The sequence below is a fragment of the Hyphococcus lacteus genome (assembly GCF_041058985.1).
GTDB lineage: Bacteria > Pseudomonadota > Alphaproteobacteria > Caulobacterales > Parvularculaceae > Hyphococcus > Hyphococcus lacteus.
Genome location: NZ_JBEHZE010000002.1, coordinates 80,541 through 104,416 on the forward strand (window position 1 = coordinate 80,541; position 23,876 = coordinate 104,416).

The following is a 23,876-nucleotide window of genomic DNA, read 5'->3' on the forward strand; positions in this document are numbered from 1 at the left end:
TCTTCCTTTCTAGGCTTGATACTCCTTGAGGAGATCCCGCGCGACGATCACGCGCATAATTTCGTTCGCGCCTTCGAGGATTTGATGGACACGCACATCGCGCAACATCCGTTCGAGCGGATAATCTTTTAAATATCCGTACCCACCATGAATCTGAAGCGCGTCGTTCACGAGATTAAAACCAATATCCGTCACGAAACGTTTTGCCATCGCGCAATGCCGTGTTGCGTCTGGTGTCTTTTGGTCAAGCTTCCATGCGGCCTGATACAGCATGACCCGCGCGGCTTCCAACTCGGTCGCCATATCCGCAAGTTTAAACTGAAGCGCCTGTTGCTGGTTGAGCGGCTTGCCAAAAGCATTGCGTTCATTCGCATAATCGAGCGCAGCTTTTAATGCCGCTCCGGCAGTTCCTAATGAACACGCAGCGATATTCAAACGCCCGCCGTCTAGCCCCATCATGGCGAATTTGAAGCCCTCGCCCTCTTCACCGACGCGGTTGCTCACCGGAATGCGGCAGTCCTCAAAAGTGACAATAGCGGTGGGCTGAGCATTCCAACCCATTTTCTTTTCATTCGCGCCGAATGAAAGCCCCGGCGTTCCTTTCTCGACGAGTACAGTTGAAATGCCCTTAGGACCTTCGCCACCGGTACGCACCATCACCACATAGAGATCAGATACGCCCGCACCAGAAATAAATGCTTTCGAACCGTTGAGCACATATTCATCGCCATCACGTACGGCTTTGGTTTTAAGTGCCGCCGCGTCAGAACCCGACCCCGGTTCGGTCAAGCAATAGCTCGCGACCATTTCCATAGAGGTGAGTTTCGGGCAATATTTTTGTCGCAGATCTTCTGACGCGAAGCGATCAATCATCCACGAACACATGTTATGGATAGAGATATAGGCCGCCGTCGCAGTACAGCCCGCAGATAACGCCTCAAAGATCAACGCGGCATCAAGCCGGCCAAGGCCAGAGCCACCAACATCGTCACGCGTATAAATGCCCGCCAGGCCAAGCTCAGCCGATTTCTTAATGACATCTACGGGGAAGTGTTTCTCTTCGTCCCATTTTGCCGCATTCGGAGCCAGCTCGTCAGCTGCAAAACGCTGAGCCATTTCCTGAATGGCGGCCTGTTCATCGCTTAGTGCGAAGTCCATCGGCTTACTCCTCTTCTTTTTTTGAAGACCGCTCGACCAACGGTGTCCCTTCAAATCCGGGCATACCTGGCATCGGGTGGTCAAACTCGTCGGTCATGGGCGTCATTGGCCCTTGATGTTTGTTGACGTGATTTAACCAGCGCACCAAAATATAAAGCGCGAGCACAACAACAGCGATAATCGGCAACCAAATTTTGGCTTTCTCGCCAGCGATCATCCCCACAGAATGAAACAAGCCGAACAAAATCGCGACATAAACCGCCGCCGTAAAGGTCAGTGTCAGAATGTATTTCGGATAATAGGCCTTAAAGAAGCCCGCAGCAATATAGGTCGGGATGCGGGTTCCGGGAACAAACCGCGCAGTCAACATGGTCTGATAGAATTCTTTACGGATCAAATCACCCGCAATCGACACTCCGGGCTTTTCCGCAAAGCGATGTGCCCAATCATACCGGCGTGCCAAACGGCCCATCCAATATTTCCAAGCATCTGAACCGACCAAACCGGCGAGAATTACGGCGATGATCATTGCGGTAGGCGCTACGCCAGCCAGAGAGGCCGTCGCCGCAAAAATTACCGCGCCATCTTCCTGAATGAAGGGCGAAAAAAAGATAATCGCAAACAACACCCAGCTGCTCATCACCGAAATGTCTAAACTCTCTAAACCGAGCAAACCCCGTCCCCTTAATCTGTTACGCTTTGCGGGAGGCCATCTTGGATGTCGTAGTAATCGCCCTTGTCCGCAACGAAAATATGCTCCGATAGGGAAATTCCGCTGGTATCGTCAATCGACCCTGCAGCGATAGCAATACGATCTTTGTATTCGTCCAGCTTATCGCCGTGCCAGAACAACGCAGAGCCACAGCTTTTGCAAAATCCGCGGCGGGCATAGTCAGATGCGCGAAACCAACCCAGTTGATCCTCGCCAGCATTGAACTTCAGAGATGCAAAAGGTGCATTCACTGACGCCCAATAATGACCACTCCACTTTCGGCATTGGCCACAATGACATGCGGCTATACCATCTTTGTCTTTCGTGAACTCAAATGCCACTTGCCCGCACATACATCGGCCTGTGCGGGTATCCGTTGAATTTCGGAGTGCGGCCATAACTAGCCCATTGTCGGAATGACAAATTCAGAACCCTGAATATCATCTGGCCAGCGTTGGGTAATGGTTTTGACTTTCGTCCAAAACTTTACGCCCTCAGTACCATATTGATTGGTGTCGCCAAAACCAGAACGCTTCCAACCACCAAAAGAGTGATACGAAACCGGCACGGGGATCGGCACGTTAACACCAACCATGCCCACATTGACCTTAGCCGCAAAATCCCGCGCCGCCGCGCCGGATCGCGTAAAGATCGCGACGCCGTTGCCGTATTGATGATCGGATGGAAGCGCTGTTGCTTCCTCAAAGTTTTTCGCGCGCACAATTTGTAAAACCGGGCCGAAAATTTCATCCTGATAGGATTTGTGATTGGGCTTTGCGTGATCGAGCAAAGTACCGCCCATGAAAAAACCGTCTTCATAACCTTGAAGCGAGAAACCACGGCCATCAACAACGAGTTCTTGCCCCTCGTCCACCGCCATTTGAATATAGCTCGCGACACGGTCACGGTGCGCAGCTGAAACCAGCGGCCCCAGGTCTGAATCTTCCGACATTGATGGCCCGATCCGCAAGCTTTCAACGCGCGGTTTCAACATCGCGACTAACCGATCTGCGGTTTCTTCGCCAACAGGGACCGCAACTGGCGTTGCCATACAACGTTCGCCCGCCGAGCCATAGGCCGAACCAAGGATCTGGTTGACCACATTTTCCATGTCGGCATCAGGCAAGATCACCATGTGGTTCTTGGCACCGCCGAACGCCTGAACACGTTTGCCGCGCGCCGCACCGCCCGCATAAATATATTGTGCAATATCAGATGAACCGACAAAGCTGATTGCTTTGATACGCGGCTCCTCGATGATGGCGTCTACGGCGTCTTTATCTCCATTGACCACGTTTAGAACGCCAGCTGGTGCGCCTGCTTCCATCATCAGTTCCGCCAGACGTAAGGGGACTGAGGGATCTTTTTCCGACGGCTTACACACAAATGTGTTTCCGCAAGCAATAGCGACGCCAAACATCCACATCGGGATCATCGCAGGGAAATTGAATGGTGTGATGCCTGCGACCACGCCTAATGGTTGGCGCATGGAATATACGTCAATATCCGGTCCAGCAGATTCTGTATATTCGCCCTTTTGCAAATGCGGGATACCGCACGCAAACTCAATCACTTCCAAACCGCGTTGAACATCACCGCGAGAGTCCGGCAGAATTTTGCCGTGCTCCGCCGAAAGCAGCTTGGCAAGGTTATCCATATCCTTTTCGATCAGTTCTTTGAATTTGAACATCACTCGCGCCCGGCGCTGTGGGTTCATCGCGGACCAAGCGGGAAAAGCTTTTTCTGCTGCGTCCACGGCTTTATTCATTTCCGCACGGGTCGCCAACGCGACCTTAGCCTGTATCTCGCCCGTCGTAGGATTAAACACATCATGTAAGCGGCCACTCTCGCCTGCCACATGTTCGCCGTTGATGAAATGACCGTAGGGCGCTGACATACTAAGGTTTCCTTGCCAATTGCACAGGACTGATACCCACCGGGAATCATGTGCGCGTGTTGATTATTGGCGCAAACCTAGTCGTAGCGAAGCCTGCTCGCAAGTGAGGGAAAATACGAAGAAATGGCCAGCGACAAACGCTGATTACACTAATTTTACTTCAGATTTAGAAGAATGCTGCGCCAGCCGAGGATGCTAGTCCACAAGCTGCAATCTTGGCTGCCCGGCACCACTCGCAACGCGACCACTCGCCGCGCCTACCACATGGGTGATGTTGCTTCCGTCATCAGCAAGGGGCGCGGTGACAACGCGAAATAATAACTTCCGGCCATCACACAAGGTCAGTTCGTCATCTCTGAAATGAGGTGCCTCTGACGCAACGGCCGCGTTAATATCGACTGTGGCCTTATCGAGCACAGTCATCGTCCAATCGCCTTCACCGCGCAGGTAAACATCCGAAAGCCGCGCTAGGCGGTCACCCATATAAACGAAATAGGGAAACCCAATGCTTCGCTCTAATTCGACAACGAACATCCAGTCCAGATCATCGCCGATATCCATTTTCTGCATCGCATCCCAACTCGGAAATTGTCCGCGTGCAGATCGTGCCCATATATCGACCAGTCGCCGTGTTAAGCGACGATCAGCCGAAGGTAAGACAAGTTCATTTCCAAAAAGGTCTGCGATATCGCTTAGCATTTTTCTTCCGTCGAATGGTCGGCCATAAAGGCATGAACAGCATGAACCTTAGGACAGATTTGTAAGCTGATGATTTTTTTAGGGCAAAGAATTTGCATAAAATTTAGCGCTTACAATAACCAAGCTCGCAAGGTTAGCAAAGCGCACTGCGAACGCTGCCCACAAAAGGTTAAACGCCCTTGCCCCTCGCCGCGCCAAAAATATGGCTCACATCAGTACCATTCTCAGACAAGGGTAGAAGTATACTGCGGAACGCGACGCGGCGGCCATCATCAAGTCGCTTAATCTCGCTAAACTCAACGGGTGCCCGGCTCAATGTTGCTTCATCCATTTTGACCATTGCCGTGTCGAGAAGCGTTTTTTCGCGCCGAGCATCGCCCATGGGATAAAGGCTGGAATAGCGGGCCAATTCCTCGCCCATAAATATGAAGTACGGCAAAATATCGGAAAGCCGCATATCGACTGCGAAACAATAATCGCGGTCGGGGCCAAAATTAAGCGCCTCAACCTCTCTCAAGGACGGGAGCCGGTCACCGGCCAGCCGCATCCACTGATTGCGCACGCGCTCGGTTAGGCGCCGTTCCGTGACGCGCACCGGTGCATCTTTAACTTCAAACTTCATATAGCCCGCCCGTTTGGTCGCTCCATCACTGAGCGCAAAATGACCCTACCCACAGGCCAATAAACGAGATGTGTCGCGCGGGGCGTCACTTTGTCCAAAATTTGATACGTTTTGCCACTATATTCCGCCCCATCAGGGCCGCTAAAGGGTAACGAAATGGGGGTGACGCTCGGTTCGAGCACGCTTATAAGAAGCGCCCAATAGTACAAAGAAGGGGTTTTCTAATGGGTCCAGGTTGGATGGCAGTAATCGCAATTGTGGTTTTCCTAGCAGTGTTCGCCTTGTTGAATGTGCTTGAAAAAGGCTCAATCGACTAGACTGCGGCGTAGCGCCACCGCTCGCATGGTGGCCTTTAAGCGCGAAAAAGACTTCCCATATGCCGCACCTATCGCAGCTTATGGGAAAGCCTTGAAATAGAATGCCGAATCGCTCGGCATACTTCACTCGCCGCCATAATACCTGAGCAACCGCAAAGGCGTTTCATGATCCCAGAGATCGCTAATCAAATCGCGCTCGTTGTCCTAGGCCTCGTGATCCTGCTTGTGGCGGGTGATCTGTTGGTTCGGGGCGCTGTCGGTCTTGCAACTGCTCTCAAAATTCCTGCATTGCTCGTCAGCCTGACAATCGTTGCCTTCGGCACCTCCGCACCAGAATTATTCGTGTCCGTTCAAGCGGTCCTAACCGGCAATGACGGCATCGCCTTAGGCAATATTATCGGCTCTAACATTGCTAATGTGATGTTGGTGCTGGGTTTGCCGGCGCTCATTTATCCGATCACCACCCACGTCATCGGCCTGCGTAGACATGCGATTTTTATGCTGCTTGCAACTGTGGCGTTGTTGGCGATTGCCTATGGACCGGGCGCGATCAACACAACAATCGGTGCCGGTCTATTTGGCGGCATTATTATTTACGTCTCCTACCTTTGGATTCGCGCCAGCAGCGGCAAATCCGAAGACCCTATTTTAGATGAAGTCGAAGAGTACAAAGAAGGTGGATTGAGCTTTAAGACCATCGCATTTTTGATCACCGGACTGGTCGGGCTGCCGCTTGGGGCGCATCTTTTGGTCACGCATGGTGCCGACCTTGCTGCGGACCTTGGGGTCCGCGACGAGTTGATCGGCCTCACCATTGTCGCCTTCGGAACCTCGCTGCCTGAGCTTGCGACGGTCATCGCCGCAGCGCTCCACAAAAAATCTGATGTCGCGATTGGCGGCGTAATCGGCTCAAACATCTTTAACATTCTTGCTGTCGGCGGCGCAGCCGGACTTGCTGGCACAGCAATCTTTAGCGACGCATCAAAAATGCTCGACATACCGTTCATGGCGGTCTCCGCGATTGCTCTTGCCGCATTTGTCCTAACGCGGCGCGACATTGGCCGCTTATGGGGTGCAATATTCTTTTCTTCTTATATCGGCTTCATCGCCTATCTCGCGCTCAATGCGAGCGGAGTCTAATTGATGAGCACGCCACAAACGGCGCTAGTCACGGGGGCCGGCAAGCGCCTTGGCCGCGCTATGGCATTGCGACTTGCCGAAGCCGGTTTTGATGTTGCTGTCCATTATCACCACTCAAAAATGGATGCGGATGAAGTCGTCAATTTGATCACCGCTAAAGGGCAAAAAGCTGCGGCCATTCAAGCCGATTTATCAAATGAAGCTGAGACCGCCGCATTGTTTGGAAACGTCAATCAGGCGTTGGGGCCCGTCACCCTGTTGGTGAACTCTGCATCGCTCTTTGAGGATGATGATATCTATAGCATGACCCGCGAAAGTTGGGACAAGCACATAGAAACCAATCTGCGCGCGCCCCTAAAACTAAGCCAAGACTTCGCCGCGCAAGTGTCCTCAAATGCAAACAACCTGATCGTCAACATTACCGATCAACGGGTTCTTAAATTGACGCCGCAGTTTCTTTCTTACACGACCTCGAAAGTTGCGCTCAACGAATTGACGATTACCCTCGCCCAAGCACTCGGTCCCAACGGTATCCGAGTAAACGCTATCGGCCCAGGGCCAACACTCAAAAACGCACGCCAGTCGGACGACGATTGGCACCGCCAAAATGCGAGCACAATCCTCGGACATGGCGCAGCGCCCGATGATATTTGTGACGCGCTGATGTATCTGATTTCGGCAAAAGCAGTGACCGGCCAATTGATTGCTGTTGATGGTGGACAACACTTAGCGTGGCAAACAGCCGACGTTCTGGTAAAGGAATAAGACATGGCGGAACGGCAAAAAGACATCGCCCCTTTACCCAGAACGGCGAATGCACCGCAACGCAAAGTGTTTGTCCGTGGATTGGTATTGGACGCACATATTGGTGCCTATGAAAGCGAACAAGGCATCACCCAGCCGATCAGAATTGATTTTGAAACAGACGTTATTGAGCCCGCAAATCCCGTTAGTGACAGCTTGGAAGACGTTGTCTGTTACGACCGCATGACCCAAGGTATAAAGGCCATCATCGCGGAAGGACATTTTAAGCTTGTCGAAACGCTGGCCGAGCGCATTGCTGACCTTGCCTTATCGCACCCTATGGTTATTTCTGTCATGGTACGGATTATAAAACCGCAAGCCATCACAGAAGCCGAGGCCGCTGGCGTTGAGATTATACGAAAAAAGCTCGATTAAGCAGGATCACCTGCGGGATGAAAATATTCATCATCTGCATTTGTCAGCGCCCACAGAATTCCGCCAATACCAAAGAACATCGAAAGTGCGCTGATGACCGACAAGATAACGAACAGATAACTTGCGCCGCCCGCATATAGCACTGAATAAGAATGTTCTTGGGGGTGAACATAAACAACAACCACGTCGCCCGGTTTATAATCAACCGCCCCACCCTTAGGCATTCTCGTCATAAGCCAACGCTCACGGGTCGACTCATAGCTCATCCCGTCAAAAGAATAGACATAGCGAATCGGCGCATGTTCATCGTCTATTTGACTCAGAACAATTCCTTCGACCGTAGGCCAAGAAACACTGGCGCGTGCCCGTGCATAATCGTGAACGACGAATGCGCCACCGACCAGACCAACAACCGCGAACGCCATAAAAAGGAACAACACGATTGAAACGTCTGATTTGGACTTAATCTCCTCAGGCATTTGACGTCACGCCTCCGCGCTATTAGCTCCATTGCGGTCAGGAAAAGACGCGAAACGCCCTATCACGTGGTTTAGAAAGCCAGATGTAGGGACATTCGTCGCGCCGATGCTGAACCAGCGCAGATATGTTATACCCCACATCGTGAATACCCAGTTAACCAGTTAGTTATGCCCTCTGAAACGCCGCCCATAAACGATAGTGAAACAGCCGAAACGCCGCCACAGATCGGCGCAGCGTTGATTGCTGATTATGTCCGGAATTTACCGACAAAACCGGGTGTTTATCGAATGTTCGGTGAAACCGGCAATGTACTTTATGTGGGCAAGGCCAAGAACCTAAAAAACCGGGTAACGTCCTATTCCCGAGATTATGGTCACTCAAACCGCATTCAGCGGATGATTGCCGAAACCCGGTCGATGGAATTCATCATCACCGCAACCGAAACCGAAGCGCTTTTGCTTGAAGCCAATCTCATCAAGCAGTTAAAACCCCGTTACAACGTTATTCTGCGCGACGACAAATCCTTCCCGTATATTCTTTTGACTGATCATCCCGCACCGCAGATCACTAAACATCGAGGGGCGCGCAAACGCGACGGCACTTATTATGGTCCGTTTGCATCGGCGACGGCGGTTAATCGCACACTTGATGTTTTACAAAAGGCCTTTTTGCTAAGAACCTGTACCAACAGCGTATATGAAGCCCGCTCACGCCCATGCTTGCTTCACCAAATCAAACGATGCTCCGCCCCTTGCGTCGAATTGATCAGCGAGAATGACTACGGAAAACTCGTCGAAGAAGCCAATACATTTCTATCCGGCGAAAGTGCACAAATTCAACGCGAATTTTCAGAAAAAATGGAAGAGGCTGCCGCCGATCTCGATTTTGAGTTGGCCGCGAGTTATCGCGACCGTATTCGCGCGCTTTCCTATGTTCAAGGTACTCAGGCGGTAAATCCTGGTGGGGTTTCCGAAGCTGATGTGTTTGCCATTCACTCAGAGGGCGGACAGTCATGTGTGCAAGTGTTTTTCTTTCGCGCTGGCCAAAACTGGGGCAATCATGCATTCTTCCCAAAGCACGATAAAGAAGAAACACCGGATGTCATTCTCGATGCGTTCATTGCGCAATTCTATGACAAACGCGAACCGCCAAATTCAATTCTCGTCTCGCATATGCCGCCTCAGGCCGACCTTTTGTCTGATGCGCTGACCATGCGTGCCGATCGAAAGGTCTCAATTCACGCGCCACAACGCGGCGAGAAACATGACCTTGTGAAAGCCGCATTGATGAATGCGCGCGAAGCGTTATCGCGCCGTATGGCCGAAACGGCGAGCCAAGAAAAAAGCATGCAACAGCTCGCCAGCATTCTCGGTATGAAAGCACCGCCACAACGCATCGAAGTTTTCGACAATTCACATATTCAAGGCAGTAATGCCGTTGGTGCAATGATTGTTGCCGGACCCGAAGGTTTTATCAAAAATCAGTACCGTAAGTTTACTTTCAAGCCGGGCAGGTTACCGCCCGGTGACGACTATGCCATGATGCGCGATGTCCTGACCCGGCGGTTTGAACGTCTAATCAAAGATAAAGATGCTGAGCGTCCGGATTTGATCATCATTGATGGCGGAAAAGGACAGTTGAGTGTGGTCCTTGATGCCCTGCGCGAAATTGGTTTTGACCATGAGGCCGAAAACATCACCATCATCGGCGTTGCAAAGGGACGCCGCGAAACCGACACCGGCCAGAAGCGTATTGATCGCACCATGGGTGCTACCGGTGAGCAAATCGTCATGCCGGGGCGGTCGCCATTTATGTTGCCGCCGCGCGATCCCGGACTTTTCGTGTTGCAACGGCTTCGTGATGAATCCCACCGTTTTGCGATTGGTGCCCACCGCGCCGCTCGCAAAAAAGCATTCGGTGCAAATCCGCTTGATAGTATTCCGGGTATTGGTGCTAAGCGTAAACGGGCACTGCTAAATCATTTTGGTTCAGCAAAAGAAATTGCACGCGCAAAGCCCCATGACCTAGAAGCGGTTGACGGTGTTTCGGCATCCCTCGCCCAGCGCATTTATGATTACTTTCACGGTGAATAGCGCCATGATAATATATGCAGAGCTTTGAGGAGTACCTATGAGCGTTCAACTAATCGGACTTCCGTGGGATTCAAGTTCGTCATATGCGCGCGGACCTTCACATGGACCAGCGATCATTCGTACACTCCTTTTCAGTGATGCTTCGAGCCCCTATTCGCTTTCCGGTATCAATGCCAATGATGCAATCACCGGATTCGATTTTGCTGACTTGCCCAAAAGCGGCGCTGAAGCCAGAGCAGCGATAAGCGACCGTATTCGCGCGGTAACAACCGCCGGCAAAAAGCCACTTAGCCTGGGCGGTGATCATTCGGTTACATTTCCAATTTTAAAAACACTTAGCGAAACCCATGGTCCGTTGAACATTCTTCATATTGACGCCCATACGGACCTTTATGACACGTTTGAGGGTGACCCATACTCTCATGCTTGTCCGTTTGCGCGGGCTATTGAACATAATTGTATCGACACGCTCGTTCAGGTCGGTTTGCGCAGCATCTCACCCGATGCAAAAGCATTCGGTGAAGATCATGGTGTCGTCATGCTAGAATCTGATGCGATTGACGAAATCCCATATCACCGCTTAACCGGTCCACTCTATGTGAGTATTGATCTAGACGGGATCGACCCTGCCTTTGCCCCCGGCGTATCCCATCCGGAACCCGGCGGACTGTCGAGCCGCGAAGTCATAGGGATTTTGAAAAAACTGCCTACGGCCCCCATTGGCGCGGACGTGGTCGAGCTAAACCCAGAGCGGGACCAAGGCATGATCACGGCCCATTTGGCGGCACGCTTAGTCAAGGAACTCGCTGGATATATGGCATAGCGCCGCGAAACCATCCTGCCCCTGCCGCATATTTGCCTTAGTCCTAAGCTTTAAAGGTTGTGTGGCAAAGCGCTCGGGGCCGGACCGCATTATGTTAGATGTCTCATTTAAAGACAAAATTGCAAAAGACCCACGTCATTATCAATTACTGACGTTATCGACATTGTTGGCCTACGGTATAGCATCGGGTATTTTTGAAATTAGCGCCGCTCAGATCGTTGGGATTTTTGCGGCTGCGCTTAGCGCACAATATCTTGGTTGTTTGATGAACGCTGTTCGCTTTGAACCGCGCAGTGCATTAATCACCGCGCTCTCGCTTTCGCTTTTGCTGCGCGGTGACGGTGTCGCCCCCTTGATGATGGCAGCAGCAATTGGCGTTGGGTCCAAATTCATGTTGCGTTTATACGGCAAGCATATTTTTAATCCCGCCAATATCGGCATTGTTTCTATGCTTCTTATCTCACAAACAATCATGCCGGGCGCAGCATGGACAACGCCGGGTCAATGGGGAACCGCATTCTGGTTTGCGGCACTCCTTGCGGGGGTTGGTCTTTTCGTGACCTATCGCGCCGCGCGATTTGACGTACCACTGATTTTTCTAGGCACATTTGCAGTGTTGATTGTTGCCCGCGCCTTCTGGCTCGGCGATCCATTGGCTATTCCATTCTTGCGGCTTCAAAACGGAGCACTCATTCTTTTTGCTTTCTTCATGATCTCTGATCCCAAAACCACACCTGATGGAACACTTGCCCGCGCGGCATTCGCGGGTACCGCCGCCCTACTCACATATATCCTGTCATTCCATTTCTTTATTTCTGACGGACTATTCTATGCGCTCGCATTTGTGTGCATCGTGCGTCCTATCTTTGAAGCCCTTGACCCTGCACCCCATTACCATTGGGGCGATAGTATCAAACCAATTCGTCTACCGCGTATTTCCCCACGCCACCGCAAACATATTCCTGCTGAATAAGATGGAGAGACTTATGCGCCGCAACTTTAAACGCACATTATTCGCCGCCGTATCTGCGACCGCCGCACTGGCCCTGACCACAGGTGCCGTTGCTTTTTGCGGATTCTACGTGGCGAAAGCCGACACGAAGCTCTTCAACAAAGCATCAAAAGTCGCATTGATGCGCGATGGCGACCGCACGGTCATGACCATGGCCAATGACTTTCAGGGGGATTTGAAAGAATTCGCGGTTGTCATTCCGGTGCCCGTTGTTCTCGAAGAGGGGCAAATCCACGTCACTGAAAATGCGATCATTGACCACCTCGACGCATATACGTCACCGCGCCTTGTTGAATATTTTGATGATGACCCTTGCGCTGTTTATTTGCGCCGCGAACTCCAATCAGTGACAGCGGCCCCGATGATGGAAGCAGAAGACGAAACCCGCATCGCAGATAGTTTAGGCGTCACAATAGAGGCCGAATACACAGTCGGCGAGTATGACATTCAAATTCTTTCTGCCGAACAATCCGACGGGCTGGCCGCATGGTTAAAACAGAATGGCTATAAATTACCCGATGGCGCAGAAGAAATCCTCGGAAGTTACATCAAGCAGAATACCAAGTTCTTTGTTGCAAAAGTAAACCTAGAGGAACAAGAACAAACTGGCCTTAAATACCTGCGCCCACTACAGATCGCATTTGAATCGCCTAGATTCAGTCTTCCAATTCGTCTCGGTACGGTCAATGCCAATGGGAAACAAGAACTTTTTGTTTTAGCACTGACACGCACTGGCCGCATTGAGACCACGAATTATCGCACCGTAAAATTGCCAACTGACAAAGAAGTACCACTTTATGTAAAGGGCGAGTTTGGTGAGTTCTATAAGTCAATGTTCCACGAGCAGGTAGAACAAGAAAATGGTCGAGCAGTCTTTCTCGAATATGCGTGGGATATGGGATGGTGTGATCCATGCGCCGCTGACCCACTATCCGCGAAGGAACTACGAGAGCTGGGCGTTTATTGGCTCAATGACGGCGCAAACAATATTATGCCCCGCCGCCCTGCCCCCCAGGCCCAAAATGTTTTCGTGACGCGCCTGCATGTTTCTTATGACGCCGAACATTTCCCCGAAGATTTAATGTTTAAAGAAACCGGTGACCGTTCAAATTTTCAGGGCCGCTATGTTCTGCGCCACCCCTATAAGGGCGACGCCAAATGCGACGCGGCAGAGCAATATCGCGCTGAGCTTCCCAAACGCTTTGAAAAGGAAGCCCAGACGCTTGCCAATCTGACCGGCTGGGATATCGACGATATTCGCGAAAAAATGAATGAAGGCGATCAACCATTTTCGGAACCCGCCAAAGAGAGCTGGTGGGAACGACTTTGGGGGAATGATAAAAAAGATGGATAAATCCGCCATTTAAGACCCCTATGTAACATTGGATTTGAGATGCGGCGCAGTTTACAATCGCCAAATGGCAAATCTCATTACAATGGCGCGTATGGCGCTGATCATTCCGTTCATCTTCGCATTTCTTGCAAATGCACCGTGGAACATGACGGTGGCGCTCGGCATTTTTGTTGTCGCCTCCCTCACCGATTTTCTCGATGGTTATGTGGCGAGGGCCAGAGGTGAAACCTCTGCATTAGGGGCCGCACTAGACCCACTTGCCGATAAATTATTGATCGCCGCTGCATTCATCCTTTTAGTCCGCAATGGCGTCATTATGGGTTTCGGCGTCGTGGCAGTCATCATCATTATTCTGCGAGAGCTATTCGTTAGCGGTATGCGCGAGGCGTTAGGCGCGGCCAATCAAACCTTGCCCGTGACCATGATCGCCAAATGGAAAACCACCGCGCAACTGGTTGCGGCAGGTTTACTCATTGCTGCGGCCCCCACAGGCATCATGGGCGAAAGCTTGCGGCCTGCTGCAAGCGCAGCACTTTGGATCGCGGCAATGCTGACCCTATGGACTGGAACAGAATACGGAATTCGCGCGTTTAAAATGTTGGGGGCTCGCCCCTCGTGACCCAGGCACCGCTCATTCTCGAAGGCGCGGCGCATCTTTTGATCGTTGATGATGATGACCGCATCCGCAGTCTTTTAAAGCGATATCTTAGTGAGAATGGGTTCAGAACATCGACCGCATGTAACGCGGGCGAGGCACGCACCCTTATGGCCTCTGTCACTTTCGATCTGCTTATATTTGATGTGATGATGCCCGGTGAGAACGGTTTTGATCTGACCAAATCAGTGCGCGCAATTTCAAACATACCGGTTTTGCTGCTTACCGCTCGTGGGCTACCCGAAGACCGGATCAAAGGTCTTGAATTGGGGGCCGATGACTATCTTTCAAAACCATTTGAACCGCGCGAATTATTGCTGCGCGTAAACGCCTTGTTACGACGAACACAATCGGCCGCGCTCGAGCGGCGTGAATTAAAATTCGGCGATTGTGTTTTTTCCATAGGGCGTGCCGAGTTGCGCAAAAACGGCGAACTGGTTCGCCTGACCGCTGCGGAAGCCTCACTCCTAAAGGCACTTGCGCAAAAACCACGCGAGCCCATGAGCCGGGAATCTCTAGCAGAGCAAACAGCATCCGCCATGGAACGGTCTATCGACGTTCAAGTTACGCGATTGCGTAAAAAAATTGAAGAAGACCCCCGTGCGCCAATCTATCTGCAAACAGTACGGGGCATCGGTTACGCCTTAATGGCGGATTAGTCCGATGATCTTGCGGTACTTACCTAAAAGCTTATATGCCCGCATCACGCTGATCGTCATATTGCCGATCTTCATTACCCAATCCGTCGTGACCTATATTTTCTTTGCACGCCATTGGGATTTAGTCACCGCAAACCTTTCGGAAAATGTCGCGGGCCAAATCGCCTTAGTTACAACAATGTTTGAGGCGGCAGAAACTGATGCTGAAAAAGAAATCATCAGCGAATTGGCGCTCAATGATTTGCACATGCGTGTCCGATACGCCCCCGACACCACATTACCGACCACCAATCAATTGGCACCGTTCAATGTCTACAACAACACGCTCAATAAACGACTAAATAATGCGTTGGGCCGACCTTTTTGGCTGAACACACAGACATGGCCGAACGATGTCGAAATCCGCGTGGCTTATAAAGATGGTGCACTGATCTATCTAGCGCGGCGCGACCGTGTATTCGCCACAACCGGACGCATTTTTCTGTTCTGGCTGATCGCGACTTCCGTACTCATCGGAACGATCGGCATCATCTTTATGCGGAATCAGGTTCGATCAATTTTGCGCCTTGCCACCGCCGCCGAAGCGTTTGGTCGTGGGCGAGATGCGCCTAGCTATCGCCCATCTGGCGCAACAGAAGTCCGCAAGGCTGGCTATGCATTTATCGCCATGCGCGAACGGATCAAGCGCCACCTGGAGCAACGCACAACCATGCTCGCAGGGATCAGCCATGATTTAAAAACCCCGTTAACCCGCATTAAACTTGCGCTCGCAATGCAAGCCGAAAGCGAGGATATTGCGGATATTCAAAAAGATGTCGAAGAGATGGAGCGCATGATTGCAGCCTATCTCGACTTCGCCAGTAACGAAGCTGCCGATGAAGATCCCGCACCTTTCCGGCTTGATGAACTAGCGCTTGAAATTGCTGAAAATGCGCGACGCACCGGACGTCACATCGAAACCAGTATTCCGCGACCGGTGACGCTTGCTGCAAGGCGCAGCGCGCTCAAGCGCGCCATATCTAATCTTGTGAATAATGGCCTTCGTTACGCGACAAATGTTTGGGTGAGCGTATCCGTGTTAAATCGCTATGTTGAAATTATCGTCGATGATGACGGCCCCGGCATCCCCGTTGAACAGTATGAGTATGTTTTTAAACCCTTCACACGACTTGATGAGGCGAGAAACCTGAATGAAAGTGGTGTGGGTATGGGATTGATCATCGTACGCGATGTTGCCCGTGCCCATGGTGGCGATGTTACGCTCGACCAATCCCCGAAAGGCGGATTAAGAGCAACCATCCGCTTGCCCGTTTAATCGGTCAATTCACCCGCACGTTTAGCCGCCGCAAGTGTCGCGGCCTTCATCAGTTTACGAATCTCTTTGTCGTCACCATCAAGAACATTAAGGGCGGCCTCAGTTGTACCGCCAGGCGATGTCACAGCACGTCGCATTTCTGCTGGACTGCGGGTTTCAGTACCCATCAGGCGACCGGCACCAACAAACGTCGCCGTGGCCAAGGCGCTCGCTTGTTCAGGCGAGATACCAAGTGCCTCACCTGCTTCGGCCAGTGCTTCAGCCAGTAAAAAGAAATAGGCAGGACCAGAACCCGAAATCGCTGTTACAAAATCGATCTCTTTTTCATTCTCAACCCAGACCACATCACCAGACGCCTCCATCAAGCTGCCGATCATCAACCGCTCTTGCGCGCTAACTGTGTCAGACGCAAAAACGCCCGAAACCCCCTCGCCGATGGCCGCCGGCAAATTGGGCATCGTACGCGCAATTTTTTCAGCGCCCCCAAGGAATTCTGAAATTCTTGCAACGGATTTTCCAGCCATGACCGAAACCACGACCGCGTCGCGGGCAATCACCGAGTAATCAGGCAAAACTTTTTCCGCCATTTGCGGCTTAATCGCGACAACGACCGCATCAAAGCGTCCGTCAATTTCCGGATTAAGCGAAAGGCCATGATCCGCGCACAGCGACTTCATTGCGTCATTCGCTGTGGGATCAAAAACTGCCGAGGACGACGGCTCGATCGCTTTGTTTTTCAGCCAACCACGGAGCATAGCGCCACCCATGGCACCAGCCCCGATTAATGCTACAGCAGGTAAATTTTTCATGGGCCCAACCTACCGTGGACGGTCACACAAGCAAATGCTCATCCGGGTAATATTTAAGCGTTTCCGGCCGTTTCGAACAATGACGCTTGTAAAGCATCATCTGGGTTCTTGCCGCCCCAGATCAAAAAGTTGAATGCAGGATAAAACCGATCAACCGCTTCACTCGCCCCTTTGATCAACGCCTCGCCCTGCATACTGTCGAGGTTTCCTTCGGGGGTCAGCAACGCTGAATTGCGATAGACGATAGATTTGTCATCCGCCCACAAATCGAAATGCCCGAGCCAAAGCCGCTCATTAACCATCGTGACTAACCGCGCAGCTTCATCGACCCGGCCGACCGGTGCTTTTAATTCGAGCGGCGCACCCATTTGAAGTGTCGCGAGTTCGGGACGCCACGTGAACCAAAGGCCGATATCGCGCCAAACACCGGGCATCAGCACATGAAGCTCATGTGTGCCCGCGCGTTCAATTTCAAATTCGAGACCACTCGCAGCAGTCTCGAGCACTTTCAGCGGGTCAACGCTTTGTTTCGGCTTGCGGATCAGCTCAATGGACATATTTGCCCCTTTTCCCGGTTCGCGCGACTTTTTGCAGCCGCTTGCAACTACATGTCGCGGCGATTCGGGGTGCTGACAAATGATTCGATTACTCTGTTTTTCCTCAACGGCCAGAATAACTTACCACAGGAGGGTGTTAAGAATTCTCGAGCGCATCAAGCCGCGCCTTTAACTGTTCGTTTTCATCGCGGGCGATTCGCGCCATATCACGGACGGCTTCGAACTCTTCACGTGTCACAAGGTCCATATCCGCCAACAAATTTTGTAACCGGCTACGAAACACAGTCTCTGCCTCCCGCCGCACACCGTCCGCTGCCCCAGCGGCTTCGGTCATCATTTTTGCGATTTCGTCGAACAGGGCGTTTTGGGTTTGCATGATCGGCTCCTTATTGCGACCTATATAAGCATAGAGTACGCGGGGCGACAGGGGCCAAAAACCGCGCTATTGAGACGCAGCGCCCCATCCCATTTGCATCAAGGCTGCCGAATAACATGAGTTTACCCTATCCCCACATCGAGCCGGTTTTGTTTCAGATCGGTCCCCTCGCCATCCGTTGGTACTCCCTCGCCTATATTGGCGGCCTTGCCCTCGGTTGGTTCTACTTGACCGGGTTGATCAAGAACAAACCTTTATGGATTAAAAACACGCCGCCCATCGACAAGCCAAAACTCGATGATGTGATTTTCTGGGTGGCCATCGGCACAATGCTCGGCGGACGGCTGGGGTATCTCTTCTTTTACGAACCGTCCCTCTTTCTCGCGAAGTGGGAAACTGTTCTAGGGTTCCTTCCTGTTCCGCCAGCACTCATGACATGGCGCGGCGGGATGTCGTTCCACGGCGGATTGATCGGCGTTACATTGGTCGGGATCTGGTTCGCCCGAAAACACAAAATCAACATGCTTTCCTTAGGCGATATGTTTGCCTGCGCCGCGCCGATTGGGTTATTTTTTGGCCGAATCGCAAACTTCATCAATGCCGAATTATATGGCCGGCCTTGGGACGGCCCGTGGGCCATGGTTTTCCCGACCGACCCGCTGGGCGTTGCGCGCCACCCAAGCCAGCTTTACGAAGCCGCATTAGAAGGTGTCGTATTATTCGCGATCATCCGCATTGCGACCCATTCGTTTGGTATGTTGAAACGCCCCGGCGCGACAATAGGGATATTCCTAGCGGGGTATGCACTATCGCGGATCATCGTTGAGAATTTCCGCGAGCCCGATGCGCATATGCCCGATTTCCCGCTCGGCTTTACTATGGGGATGATGTTATCAACACCGATGTTGTTACTCGGTATTTGGATGGTATGGCGCACACGGAATGTTATTTCTAAAAATAAACCTAGCAATGAGACAACGCCATGACCGCCACCGCTGAAACGGTTGCCGTTACGCCACTCGAAGAGCGCCTTGTTGACCTGATCAAACTAAAAGGCCCGATCAGCATCGCCGACTATATGACCGATGCGCTGGGTCACCCCCACGAAGGGTATTATATGCGCCAAACACCAATCGGCGCAGACGGCGACTTTACCACCGCACCAGAAATCAGTCAGGTGTTCGGAGAATTAATCGGCCTCTGGCTCGTTGAAGCGTGGCAAGGCATGGGTTCGCCCGAGAGCTTTAATCTAATCGAACTTGGTCCTGGCCGCGGCGTTTTGATGGCGGACATTTTGCGGGCCGCACGGCTACGGCCCGGTTTTGCGCGTGCAGCGCAAGTATGGCTTTTAGAAACCTCCGGCTTGCTCAGGCTAGAGCAACAAAAGCGCTTAAAAACAACCGAGATAAAACCACTTTGGGCCGATGAGTTCGCAGACATTCCGCCCGCACCCTCGCTTATTATCGCCAATGAATTTTTTGATTGTCTCCCAATCCATCAATTTGAACGAGTGAAAACTGGCTGGCGGGAACGCATGATTGGCCTTGACGAAACGGGTGAGCGTTTAGCCTTCACTTTAGACAAAACCCCACCGCCGCCAGAATATAATTTGCCGGACATAACAGAAAGCGAAATCGGCGATATTTTTGAGGTATCGCCGTCTAGCCACGACTTTGCTGCCGACATATGCAGCACACTGAACGACCAAGGCGGCCATGCGTTGATCATCGACTATGGCCACATGGAACGTGGTTTTGGTGACACTTTACAGGCAGTAAAAGACCACGCCTACTGGCCCCCATTACTCGCGCCGGGCCACGCCGACATCACGGCCCATGTTGATTTCGAAATGCTCGCCAACACAGCAATTGAAAACGGCATCAATGCCCATGGCCCCGTGACGCAAGGGCGGTTCCTCGACCGTTTGGGCCTACCGCTCCGCGTCGAAACGCTTTGCAAAGACTTAGCGCCGGAAAAAGCGGAAGAGATTCGAACAGGCGCGGCACGTATCGCGGCGACGAACGCCATGGGCGAAATTTTCAAAGTCATTTGCCTTTCCTCACCCACATTACCAGCCCCCGCAGGTCTTGAGACATGACCCCGCCCTTTCTTGTTTCCCCATTATTTGACGCCCCAGCGATCGCTCATGGTTTTTTTTCTCGTGACGGCGGCGTCTCACCGCCCCCCTATCAGTCACTCAATACTGGCCTTGGTTCAGATGACGCGCCGGAAAATGTCGCGAAAAACCGCCAGCGTTGCGCAATCGCTATGGGCGTAGAAACCACTCATTTATTGACCGGCTACCAAACCCACTCATCCGATGTTCTGGTCGTCGATGGGCCTTGGAAAAATAGCCCTGCCAAAGTTGATGGTCTCGTTACAAAAATGCCGGGCGTTGCCTTGGGCGTTCTCGCGGCAGATTGCATGCCATTCTTATTTGCAGATTTTGAAGCAAAAATAATCGGGGCTGCCCATGCTGGTTGGCGAGGCGCGCTGGGCGGAGTTCTCGAAAACACCGTTGCCAGTATGATCGCCCTCGGTGCGAGCGCGAATAATATACGCGCAGCTGTCGGGCCTTGTTTGCGGCAAGCAAACTTCGAAGTCGGGCTCGACCTTTATGAGACCTTCACCGCGAAATACACTGATGCAAAAGAGTTTTTTGCACCGGGTAAAAATGCAGAAAAACGCCAGTTAGACCTTGTTGGATTCGGTCGTTGGCGATTGGCGAGCTGCGGCGTCACACATTTCGACGACACGGGACTTTGCACGCTCGGCGCGCCGGCTCGTTTCTTTAGTTACCGCGCAATGAAACGTCGAAACGAACTCGATTACGGTCGTAACCTGTCGGCTATTGCATTGCGGTAAAAAACGCAATTTTACGGGTTGCGCATACGTCAAGAAACCGTCATGAAGCCCTCGCTGAGTGGCGGAATAAAAGGGGCCGACGATATGAAACTGATTGCGGGAAATTCAAACCGTCGGTTGGTCGAAGCTATATCCAAAAGACTGGCCACAACCCCTGCCCGCGCAGAAATCAAGACTTTCAAAGACGGTGAAGTCTTTGTCGAAATTCAGGAAAATGTGCGCGGCGAAGACGTGTTCGTTATCCAATCCACTTCCTACCCCGCCAATGACAACCTGATGGAATTGCTGATTACCATGGACGCGCTCAGTCGTGCCTCAGCAAGTCGCATCACCGCCGTAATCCCTTACTTTGGGTATGCCCGCCAAGACCGCAAAGCTGGCCCAAGAACACCAATTTCAGCAAAACTCGTCGCAAACCTCATCACCAGTGCCGGTGCTGACCGGGTTTTGACCGTCGACCTTCATGCGGGCCAAATTCAGGGATTTTTCGATATCCCAACCGACAATCTTTATGCGGTCAAAGAGTTTGAACGTCGCATCCGTGAAATCAACAATAACGACCTATCCAGTGTCACCGTGGTTTCCCCCGATGTTGGCGGCGTTGTGCGTGCTCGTGCATTAGCCAAAAAACTCGAAGACCGCCCCCTCGCCATAGTAGACAAACGACGCGAAGGCCCAGGTCTGTCAGAAGTCATGAATATTATCGGTGATGTCGATGGGCGCGATTGCGTGATCTTTGACGACATCGTTGATTCAGGCGGCACCCTTTGTAACGCTGCCGAAGCGCTAATGGCGGAAGGCGCAAAAAGCGTGACCGCATGTGTGACACACGGCGTTCTTTCTGATCATGCGGAACGTCGCGTGATGAAATCAGACGCACTTTGCCGGTTGATCATCACCGACTCGATTGAGACACGCAAAGAAGTTGCAGAATGTCCGAAGATCGAAGAAGTCTCCATCGCGACATTGCTTGCTGAAGCCATTCGACGGATCGCGAACGAAGAATCCGTCTCTAGTCTCTTTGATTAACCTGCTTTCTTACCGTCTGGCTCCCAAAGTTGAATGGGATTTCCTTCAGGGTCTTTGACGGTTGCAAAAAGCCCGTTGGGATATTCTTCCTGGTCAACATCGACTTCAACACCATTGGCGCGCAACTGAGCAACCATGGCATCAAGATTTTTGACGCGAAAATTGATCATCCATTGCTGTGACATCCGACCGAAAAATTCGCTGTTTTCTTCAAATGGCGCGAACACTGTCGTCCCCGCAGCAGTTTCCCAAGCCGGTGTATCATAATCTTTCGGAACCAATGAAACGCCAAGATTATCCGCATACCACTGAGCCAGTTCACTAGGGTTTTTAGCTCTGAAGAAAAACCCGCCTATACCGTCAACTTTTTCCATCAACTATGCTCCTATGAAGTTCGGTAGCCAAAGTTTAATCGAACGCCACAATCTTTAGATCATAACAGTCTTTTACCCTTCGGCGAAACCACCTCGGAGTTGCTGGAATAAGTTAAGCGATCATGGTCAGCCAACAACTCGTTGGGAATGCCATATATTGGGAGTTTCTGTGGCCTCAGACCTAGGTCCCTCAATCACGCAATGAAGCGTAGCAATCAAATCCTCTACCCGGTAGGGTTTTGCGATACATCCGTCCATTCCAGCCGCTTCATACTTCTCGATTTGATGCGCCATGGCATTTGCAGTTAGGGCAAGAATGGGCAGACGTTGTTTGTTCTCGCGGCGCTCATTTGCCCGGATTTTCAGTGTCGCCTCTACTCCGTCCATCACTGGCATTTTGATATCCATCAAGACCGCATCGAAATGTTTTTCCGACACCCGATCAAGACATTTTCTGCCGTTGTCGACGATTTCATATTCAACATTGGTAGATTTCAAAAGCGCTTCCAGAACCATCTGGTTCGTGACATTATCTTCCGCGACAAGCACTTTAAATGGTTTTTCCGTTACGTTTTGCCTATTAAGAGCCGGCGTATCATGAGTGCCTATTTTTGAAGTCTCATCCGCGCGTGTAAGCGTTTCCATTTTTTCAGCTGCTACTGCAAGTGTAAAAATTGTGCCTTCGGTTTCAACGCTTTCAACCGTAATATCTCCGCCCATCAAACGCGCTAACCGGCGCGAGATAGAAAGCCCTAACCCGGCCCCACTCGCTGGCGTATATTGTTTGTCGCCCGCTTGACGGAAAAGTTCGAATATCAAATCATAGTCCGCCGAATCGATTCCTATTCCGGTGTCTTTCACCGTAAATATCAGCATTTCATCATTACACGATACATTCAGTTCGACGGAGCCTTGCTTCGTAAACTTAATCGCATTTGACATGAGGTTATGAAGAACCTGTCGGATTCGCATTGGATCCGCGTGCCAACACCCTTTTGCATCATGGTCAATAGTGACACTCAGGTTGAGGTTTTTCTCTCGGGCGCGCTGAGCATGAAGCTGTTCAATTTGAAATGTCAGGTCAGCCAGATTGAAATATGTTGCTTCAATGCGAATGGCCCCGGCTTCGACTTTTGATAAATCCAATAAATCATTGAGGAGCGATAAAAGGTCTTTCCCAGATTTGGCAATAACGCCAAGCATCTGACGTTGCGTATCATCTAATTTGGTGCCGCCTAAAGCCGTAGCCATACCCAAAACACCATTAAGCGGCGTTCTGATTTCGTGGCTCATATTGGCTAAGAACAACGACTTGGCGTGGTTGGCATTTTCCGCCTCGCGCCGTGCCTGTTCAAGCTCTTTGAGGTTTTTTTTACGTTCACTGATATCACGAATGAAACCGATAAAACCGATTGTGTTCCCATCATTATCAGTGATGTTCGTACCGATCGTTTCGCCCGGAAACACAACCCCGGCTTTCGTTCGATAATTTACTTCGTATGGCGTCGGCTTTGATCTCGCCAGGGCATTAAAGCGTTCTTTCCCAGCTTCATGGTAATCCTCCGCTTTTTCGTACAAAACTTCAGTTAGCTGGCCACAAAGGTCATCGTTGTTGTAGCCAAAAAGCTTTGTAAATGCGGGGTTAATCGCAATTAATTGTCGATTGACATCGGCGACTGCAACCGCTTCCGGTGCATTTTCAAAAAGAGCGACAGACAGATTCTCGCGCTTCATCAGCGTTCACACCTCTA

General features: G+C 51.5%; 26 protein-coding genes. 14 read left to right on the forward strand and 12 right to left on the reverse strand.

Annotated elements, in window-relative coordinates; all coding sequences use genetic code 11:
• Positions 1-9: 9 nt before the first annotated feature.
• From ABFZ84_RS13790 to ABFZ84_RS13815, 6 genes are all read right to left on the reverse strand, one after another.
• A complete protein-coding gene (locus ABFZ84_RS13790; RefSeq protein WP_369314663.1) occupies positions 10-1,158 on the reverse strand; it encodes an isobutyryl-CoA dehydrogenase in 1,149 nt (382 codons plus the stop codon).
• A gap of 4 nt (positions 1,159-1,162) precedes the next feature.
• Positions 1,163-1,798, reverse strand: a complete 636-nt coding sequence (locus tag ABFZ84_RS13795) for a DedA family protein (RefSeq protein WP_369314664.1) — start codon at positions 1,796-1,798, stop codon at positions 1,163-1,165.
• A 44-nt stretch (positions 1,799-1,842) separates the two neighbouring features.
• Positions 1,843-2,268 carry a GFA family protein gene (locus ABFZ84_RS13800; protein WP_369314665.1) on the reverse strand — a complete coding sequence of 142 codons (426 nt, stop codon included), beginning with the start codon at positions 2,266-2,268 and terminating at the stop codon, positions 1,843-1,845.
• A 2-nt stretch (positions 2,269-2,270) separates the two neighbouring features.
• A complete protein-coding gene (locus ABFZ84_RS13805; RefSeq protein WP_369314666.1) occupies positions 2,271-3,767 on the reverse strand; it encodes a CoA-acylating methylmalonate-semialdehyde dehydrogenase in 1,497 nt (498 codons plus the stop codon).
• A gap of 195 nt (positions 3,768-3,962) precedes the next feature.
• Complete coding sequence (locus tag ABFZ84_RS13810; protein ID WP_369314667.1) at positions 3,963-4,466, reverse strand: hypothetical protein; 504 nt, start codon at positions 4,464-4,466, stop codon at positions 3,963-3,965.
• Positions 4,467-4,635: 169 nt separating this feature from the next.
• A complete protein-coding gene (locus tag ABFZ84_RS13815; RefSeq protein WP_369314668.1) occupies positions 4,636-5,088 on the reverse strand; it encodes a PAS domain-containing protein in 453 nt (150 codons plus the stop codon).
• A gap of 482 nt (positions 5,089-5,570) precedes the next feature.
• On the opposite strand from ABFZ84_RS13815, the gene ABFZ84_RS13820 reads away from it, so the two are divergent.
• The 3 genes from ABFZ84_RS13820 to folB are packed head-to-tail and all read left to right on the forward strand — an operon-like array spanning position 5,571 to position 7,724.
• Positions 5,571-6,545, forward strand: a complete 975-nt coding sequence (locus ABFZ84_RS13820; protein WP_369314669.1) for a calcium/sodium antiporter — start codon at positions 5,571-5,573, stop codon at positions 6,543-6,545.
• 3 nt (positions 6,546-6,548) lie between these two features.
• Complete coding sequence (locus ABFZ84_RS13825; protein ID WP_369314670.1) at positions 6,549-7,310, forward strand: SDR family oxidoreductase; 762 nt, start codon at positions 6,549-6,551, stop codon at positions 7,308-7,310.
• Positions 7,311-7,313: 3 nt separating this feature from the next.
• Complete coding sequence (folB, locus tag ABFZ84_RS13830; protein WP_369314671.1) at positions 7,314-7,724, forward strand: dihydroneopterin aldolase; 411 nt, start codon at positions 7,314-7,316, stop codon at positions 7,722-7,724.
• On the opposite strand, the gene ABFZ84_RS13835 is transcribed toward folB, so the two are convergent.
• Entirely contained in the window at positions 7,721-8,203 is a 483-nt protein-coding gene (locus tag ABFZ84_RS13835) for a DUF3592 domain-containing protein (protein WP_369314672.1), read from the reverse strand. The two genes, folB and ABFZ84_RS13835, sit on opposite strands and share 4 nt — an antisense overlap.
• Positions 8,204-8,371: 168 nt before the next feature.
• Between ABFZ84_RS13835 and uvrC the strand changes: the two genes are divergently transcribed.
• The 7 genes from uvrC (at position 8,372) to ABFZ84_RS13870 (ending at position 16,115) form a co-directional block, all read left to right on the forward strand.
• On the forward strand, positions 8,372-10,297 hold the full coding sequence (gene uvrC / locus ABFZ84_RS13840) for an excinuclease ABC subunit UvrC (RefSeq protein WP_369314673.1): 1,926 nt from the start codon (positions 8,372-8,374) through the stop codon (positions 10,295-10,297).
• A 37-nt stretch (positions 10,298-10,334) separates the two neighbouring features.
• On the forward strand, positions 10,335-11,120 hold the full coding sequence (gene speB, locus ABFZ84_RS13845; RefSeq protein ID WP_369314674.1) for an agmatinase: 786 nt from the start codon (positions 10,335-10,337) through the stop codon (positions 11,118-11,120).
• A 91-nt stretch (positions 11,121-11,211) separates the two neighbouring features.
• Complete coding sequence (locus ABFZ84_RS13850) at positions 11,212-12,093, forward strand: RnfABCDGE type electron transport complex subunit D (RefSeq protein WP_369314675.1); 882 nt, start codon at positions 11,212-11,214, stop codon at positions 12,091-12,093.
• 13 nt (positions 12,094-12,106) lie between these two features.
• Positions 12,107-13,486 (forward strand): DUF2330 domain-containing protein, encoded by a 1,380-nt coding sequence (locus tag ABFZ84_RS13855; RefSeq protein ID WP_369314676.1) that lies wholly within the window; start codon positions 12,107-12,109, stop codon positions 13,484-13,486.
• 64 nt (positions 13,487-13,550) lie between these two features.
• Positions 13,551-14,105, forward strand: a complete 555-nt coding sequence (gene pgsA, locus ABFZ84_RS13860; RefSeq protein ID WP_369314677.1) for a CDP-diacylglycerol--glycerol-3-phosphate 3-phosphatidyltransferase — start codon at positions 13,551-13,553, stop codon at positions 14,103-14,105.
• Positions 14,102-14,800 carry a response regulator gene (locus tag ABFZ84_RS13865; RefSeq protein WP_369314678.1) on the forward strand — a complete coding sequence of 233 codons (699 nt, stop codon included), beginning with the start codon at positions 14,102-14,104 and terminating at the stop codon, positions 14,798-14,800. Before pgsA ends, ABFZ84_RS13865 begins: the two co-directional genes overlap by 4 nt.
• A gap of 4 nt (positions 14,801-14,804) precedes the next feature.
• The gene (locus tag ABFZ84_RS13870) at positions 14,805-16,115 is read left to right on the forward strand and encodes an ATP-binding protein (RefSeq protein WP_369314679.1); all 1,311 of its coding nucleotides are present in this window, start codon (positions 14,805-14,807) and stop codon (positions 16,113-16,115) included.
• On the opposite strand, the gene proC is transcribed toward ABFZ84_RS13870, so the two are convergent.
• The 3 genes from proC to ABFZ84_RS13885 all read right to left on the reverse strand — a co-directional run bounded on the left by proC (position 16,112) and on the right by ABFZ84_RS13885 (position 17,860).
• Positions 16,112-16,924: a pyrroline-5-carboxylate reductase gene (gene proC, locus ABFZ84_RS13875; protein ID WP_369314680.1), complete on the reverse strand. Its 813-nt coding sequence runs from the start codon at positions 16,922-16,924 to the stop codon at positions 16,112-16,114. The genes ABFZ84_RS13870 and proC overlap by 4 nt on opposite strands.
• Positions 16,925-16,977: 53 nt before the next feature.
• Positions 16,978-17,481: a type III secretion system chaperone family protein gene (locus tag ABFZ84_RS13880; protein WP_369314681.1), complete on the reverse strand. Its 504-nt coding sequence runs from the start codon at positions 17,479-17,481 to the stop codon at positions 16,978-16,980.
• 136 nt (positions 17,482-17,617) lie between these two features.
• The gene (locus ABFZ84_RS13885; RefSeq protein WP_369314818.1) at positions 17,618-17,860 is read right to left on the reverse strand and encodes an accessory factor UbiK family protein; all 243 of its coding nucleotides are present in this window, start codon (positions 17,858-17,860) and stop codon (positions 17,618-17,620) included.
• A gap of 113 nt (positions 17,861-17,973) precedes the next feature.
• Between ABFZ84_RS13885 and lgt the strand changes: the two genes are divergently transcribed.
• From lgt to ABFZ84_RS13905, 4 genes are all read left to right on the forward strand, one after another.
• The gene (gene lgt, locus ABFZ84_RS13890; protein ID WP_369314682.1) at positions 17,974-18,843 is read left to right on the forward strand and encodes a prolipoprotein diacylglyceryl transferase; all 870 of its coding nucleotides are present in this window, start codon (positions 17,974-17,976) and stop codon (positions 18,841-18,843) included.
• Complete coding sequence (locus tag ABFZ84_RS13895) at positions 18,840-19,955, forward strand: class I SAM-dependent methyltransferase (protein WP_369314683.1); 1,116 nt, start codon at positions 18,840-18,842, stop codon at positions 19,953-19,955. Before lgt ends, ABFZ84_RS13895 begins: the two co-directional genes overlap by 4 nt.
• Positions 19,952-20,722, forward strand: coding sequence for a peptidoglycan editing factor PgeF (gene pgeF, locus ABFZ84_RS13900; RefSeq protein ID WP_369314684.1), 771 nt, complete (start codon positions 19,952-19,954; stop codon positions 20,720-20,722). Before ABFZ84_RS13895 ends, pgeF begins: the two co-directional genes overlap by 4 nt.
• An 84-nt stretch (positions 20,723-20,806) precedes the next feature.
• The gene (locus tag ABFZ84_RS13905; protein ID WP_369314685.1) at positions 20,807-21,751 is read left to right on the forward strand and encodes a ribose-phosphate pyrophosphokinase; all 945 of its coding nucleotides are present in this window, start codon (positions 20,807-20,809) and stop codon (positions 21,749-21,751) included.
• Here the strand turns inward: ABFZ84_RS13905 and ABFZ84_RS13910 are convergent.
• Both ABFZ84_RS13910 and ABFZ84_RS13915 read right to left on the reverse strand, forming a co-directional pair.
• A complete protein-coding gene (locus ABFZ84_RS13910; protein WP_369314686.1) occupies positions 21,748-22,125 on the reverse strand; it encodes a VOC family protein in 378 nt (125 codons plus the stop codon). The two genes, ABFZ84_RS13905 and ABFZ84_RS13910, sit on opposite strands and share 4 nt — an antisense overlap.
• A gap of 126 nt (positions 22,126-22,251) precedes the next feature.
• A complete protein-coding gene (locus ABFZ84_RS13915) occupies positions 22,252-23,859 on the reverse strand; it encodes a PAS domain-containing hybrid sensor histidine kinase/response regulator (protein ID WP_369314687.1) in 1,608 nt (535 codons plus the stop codon).
• Positions 23,860-23,876 lie beyond the last annotated feature (17 nt).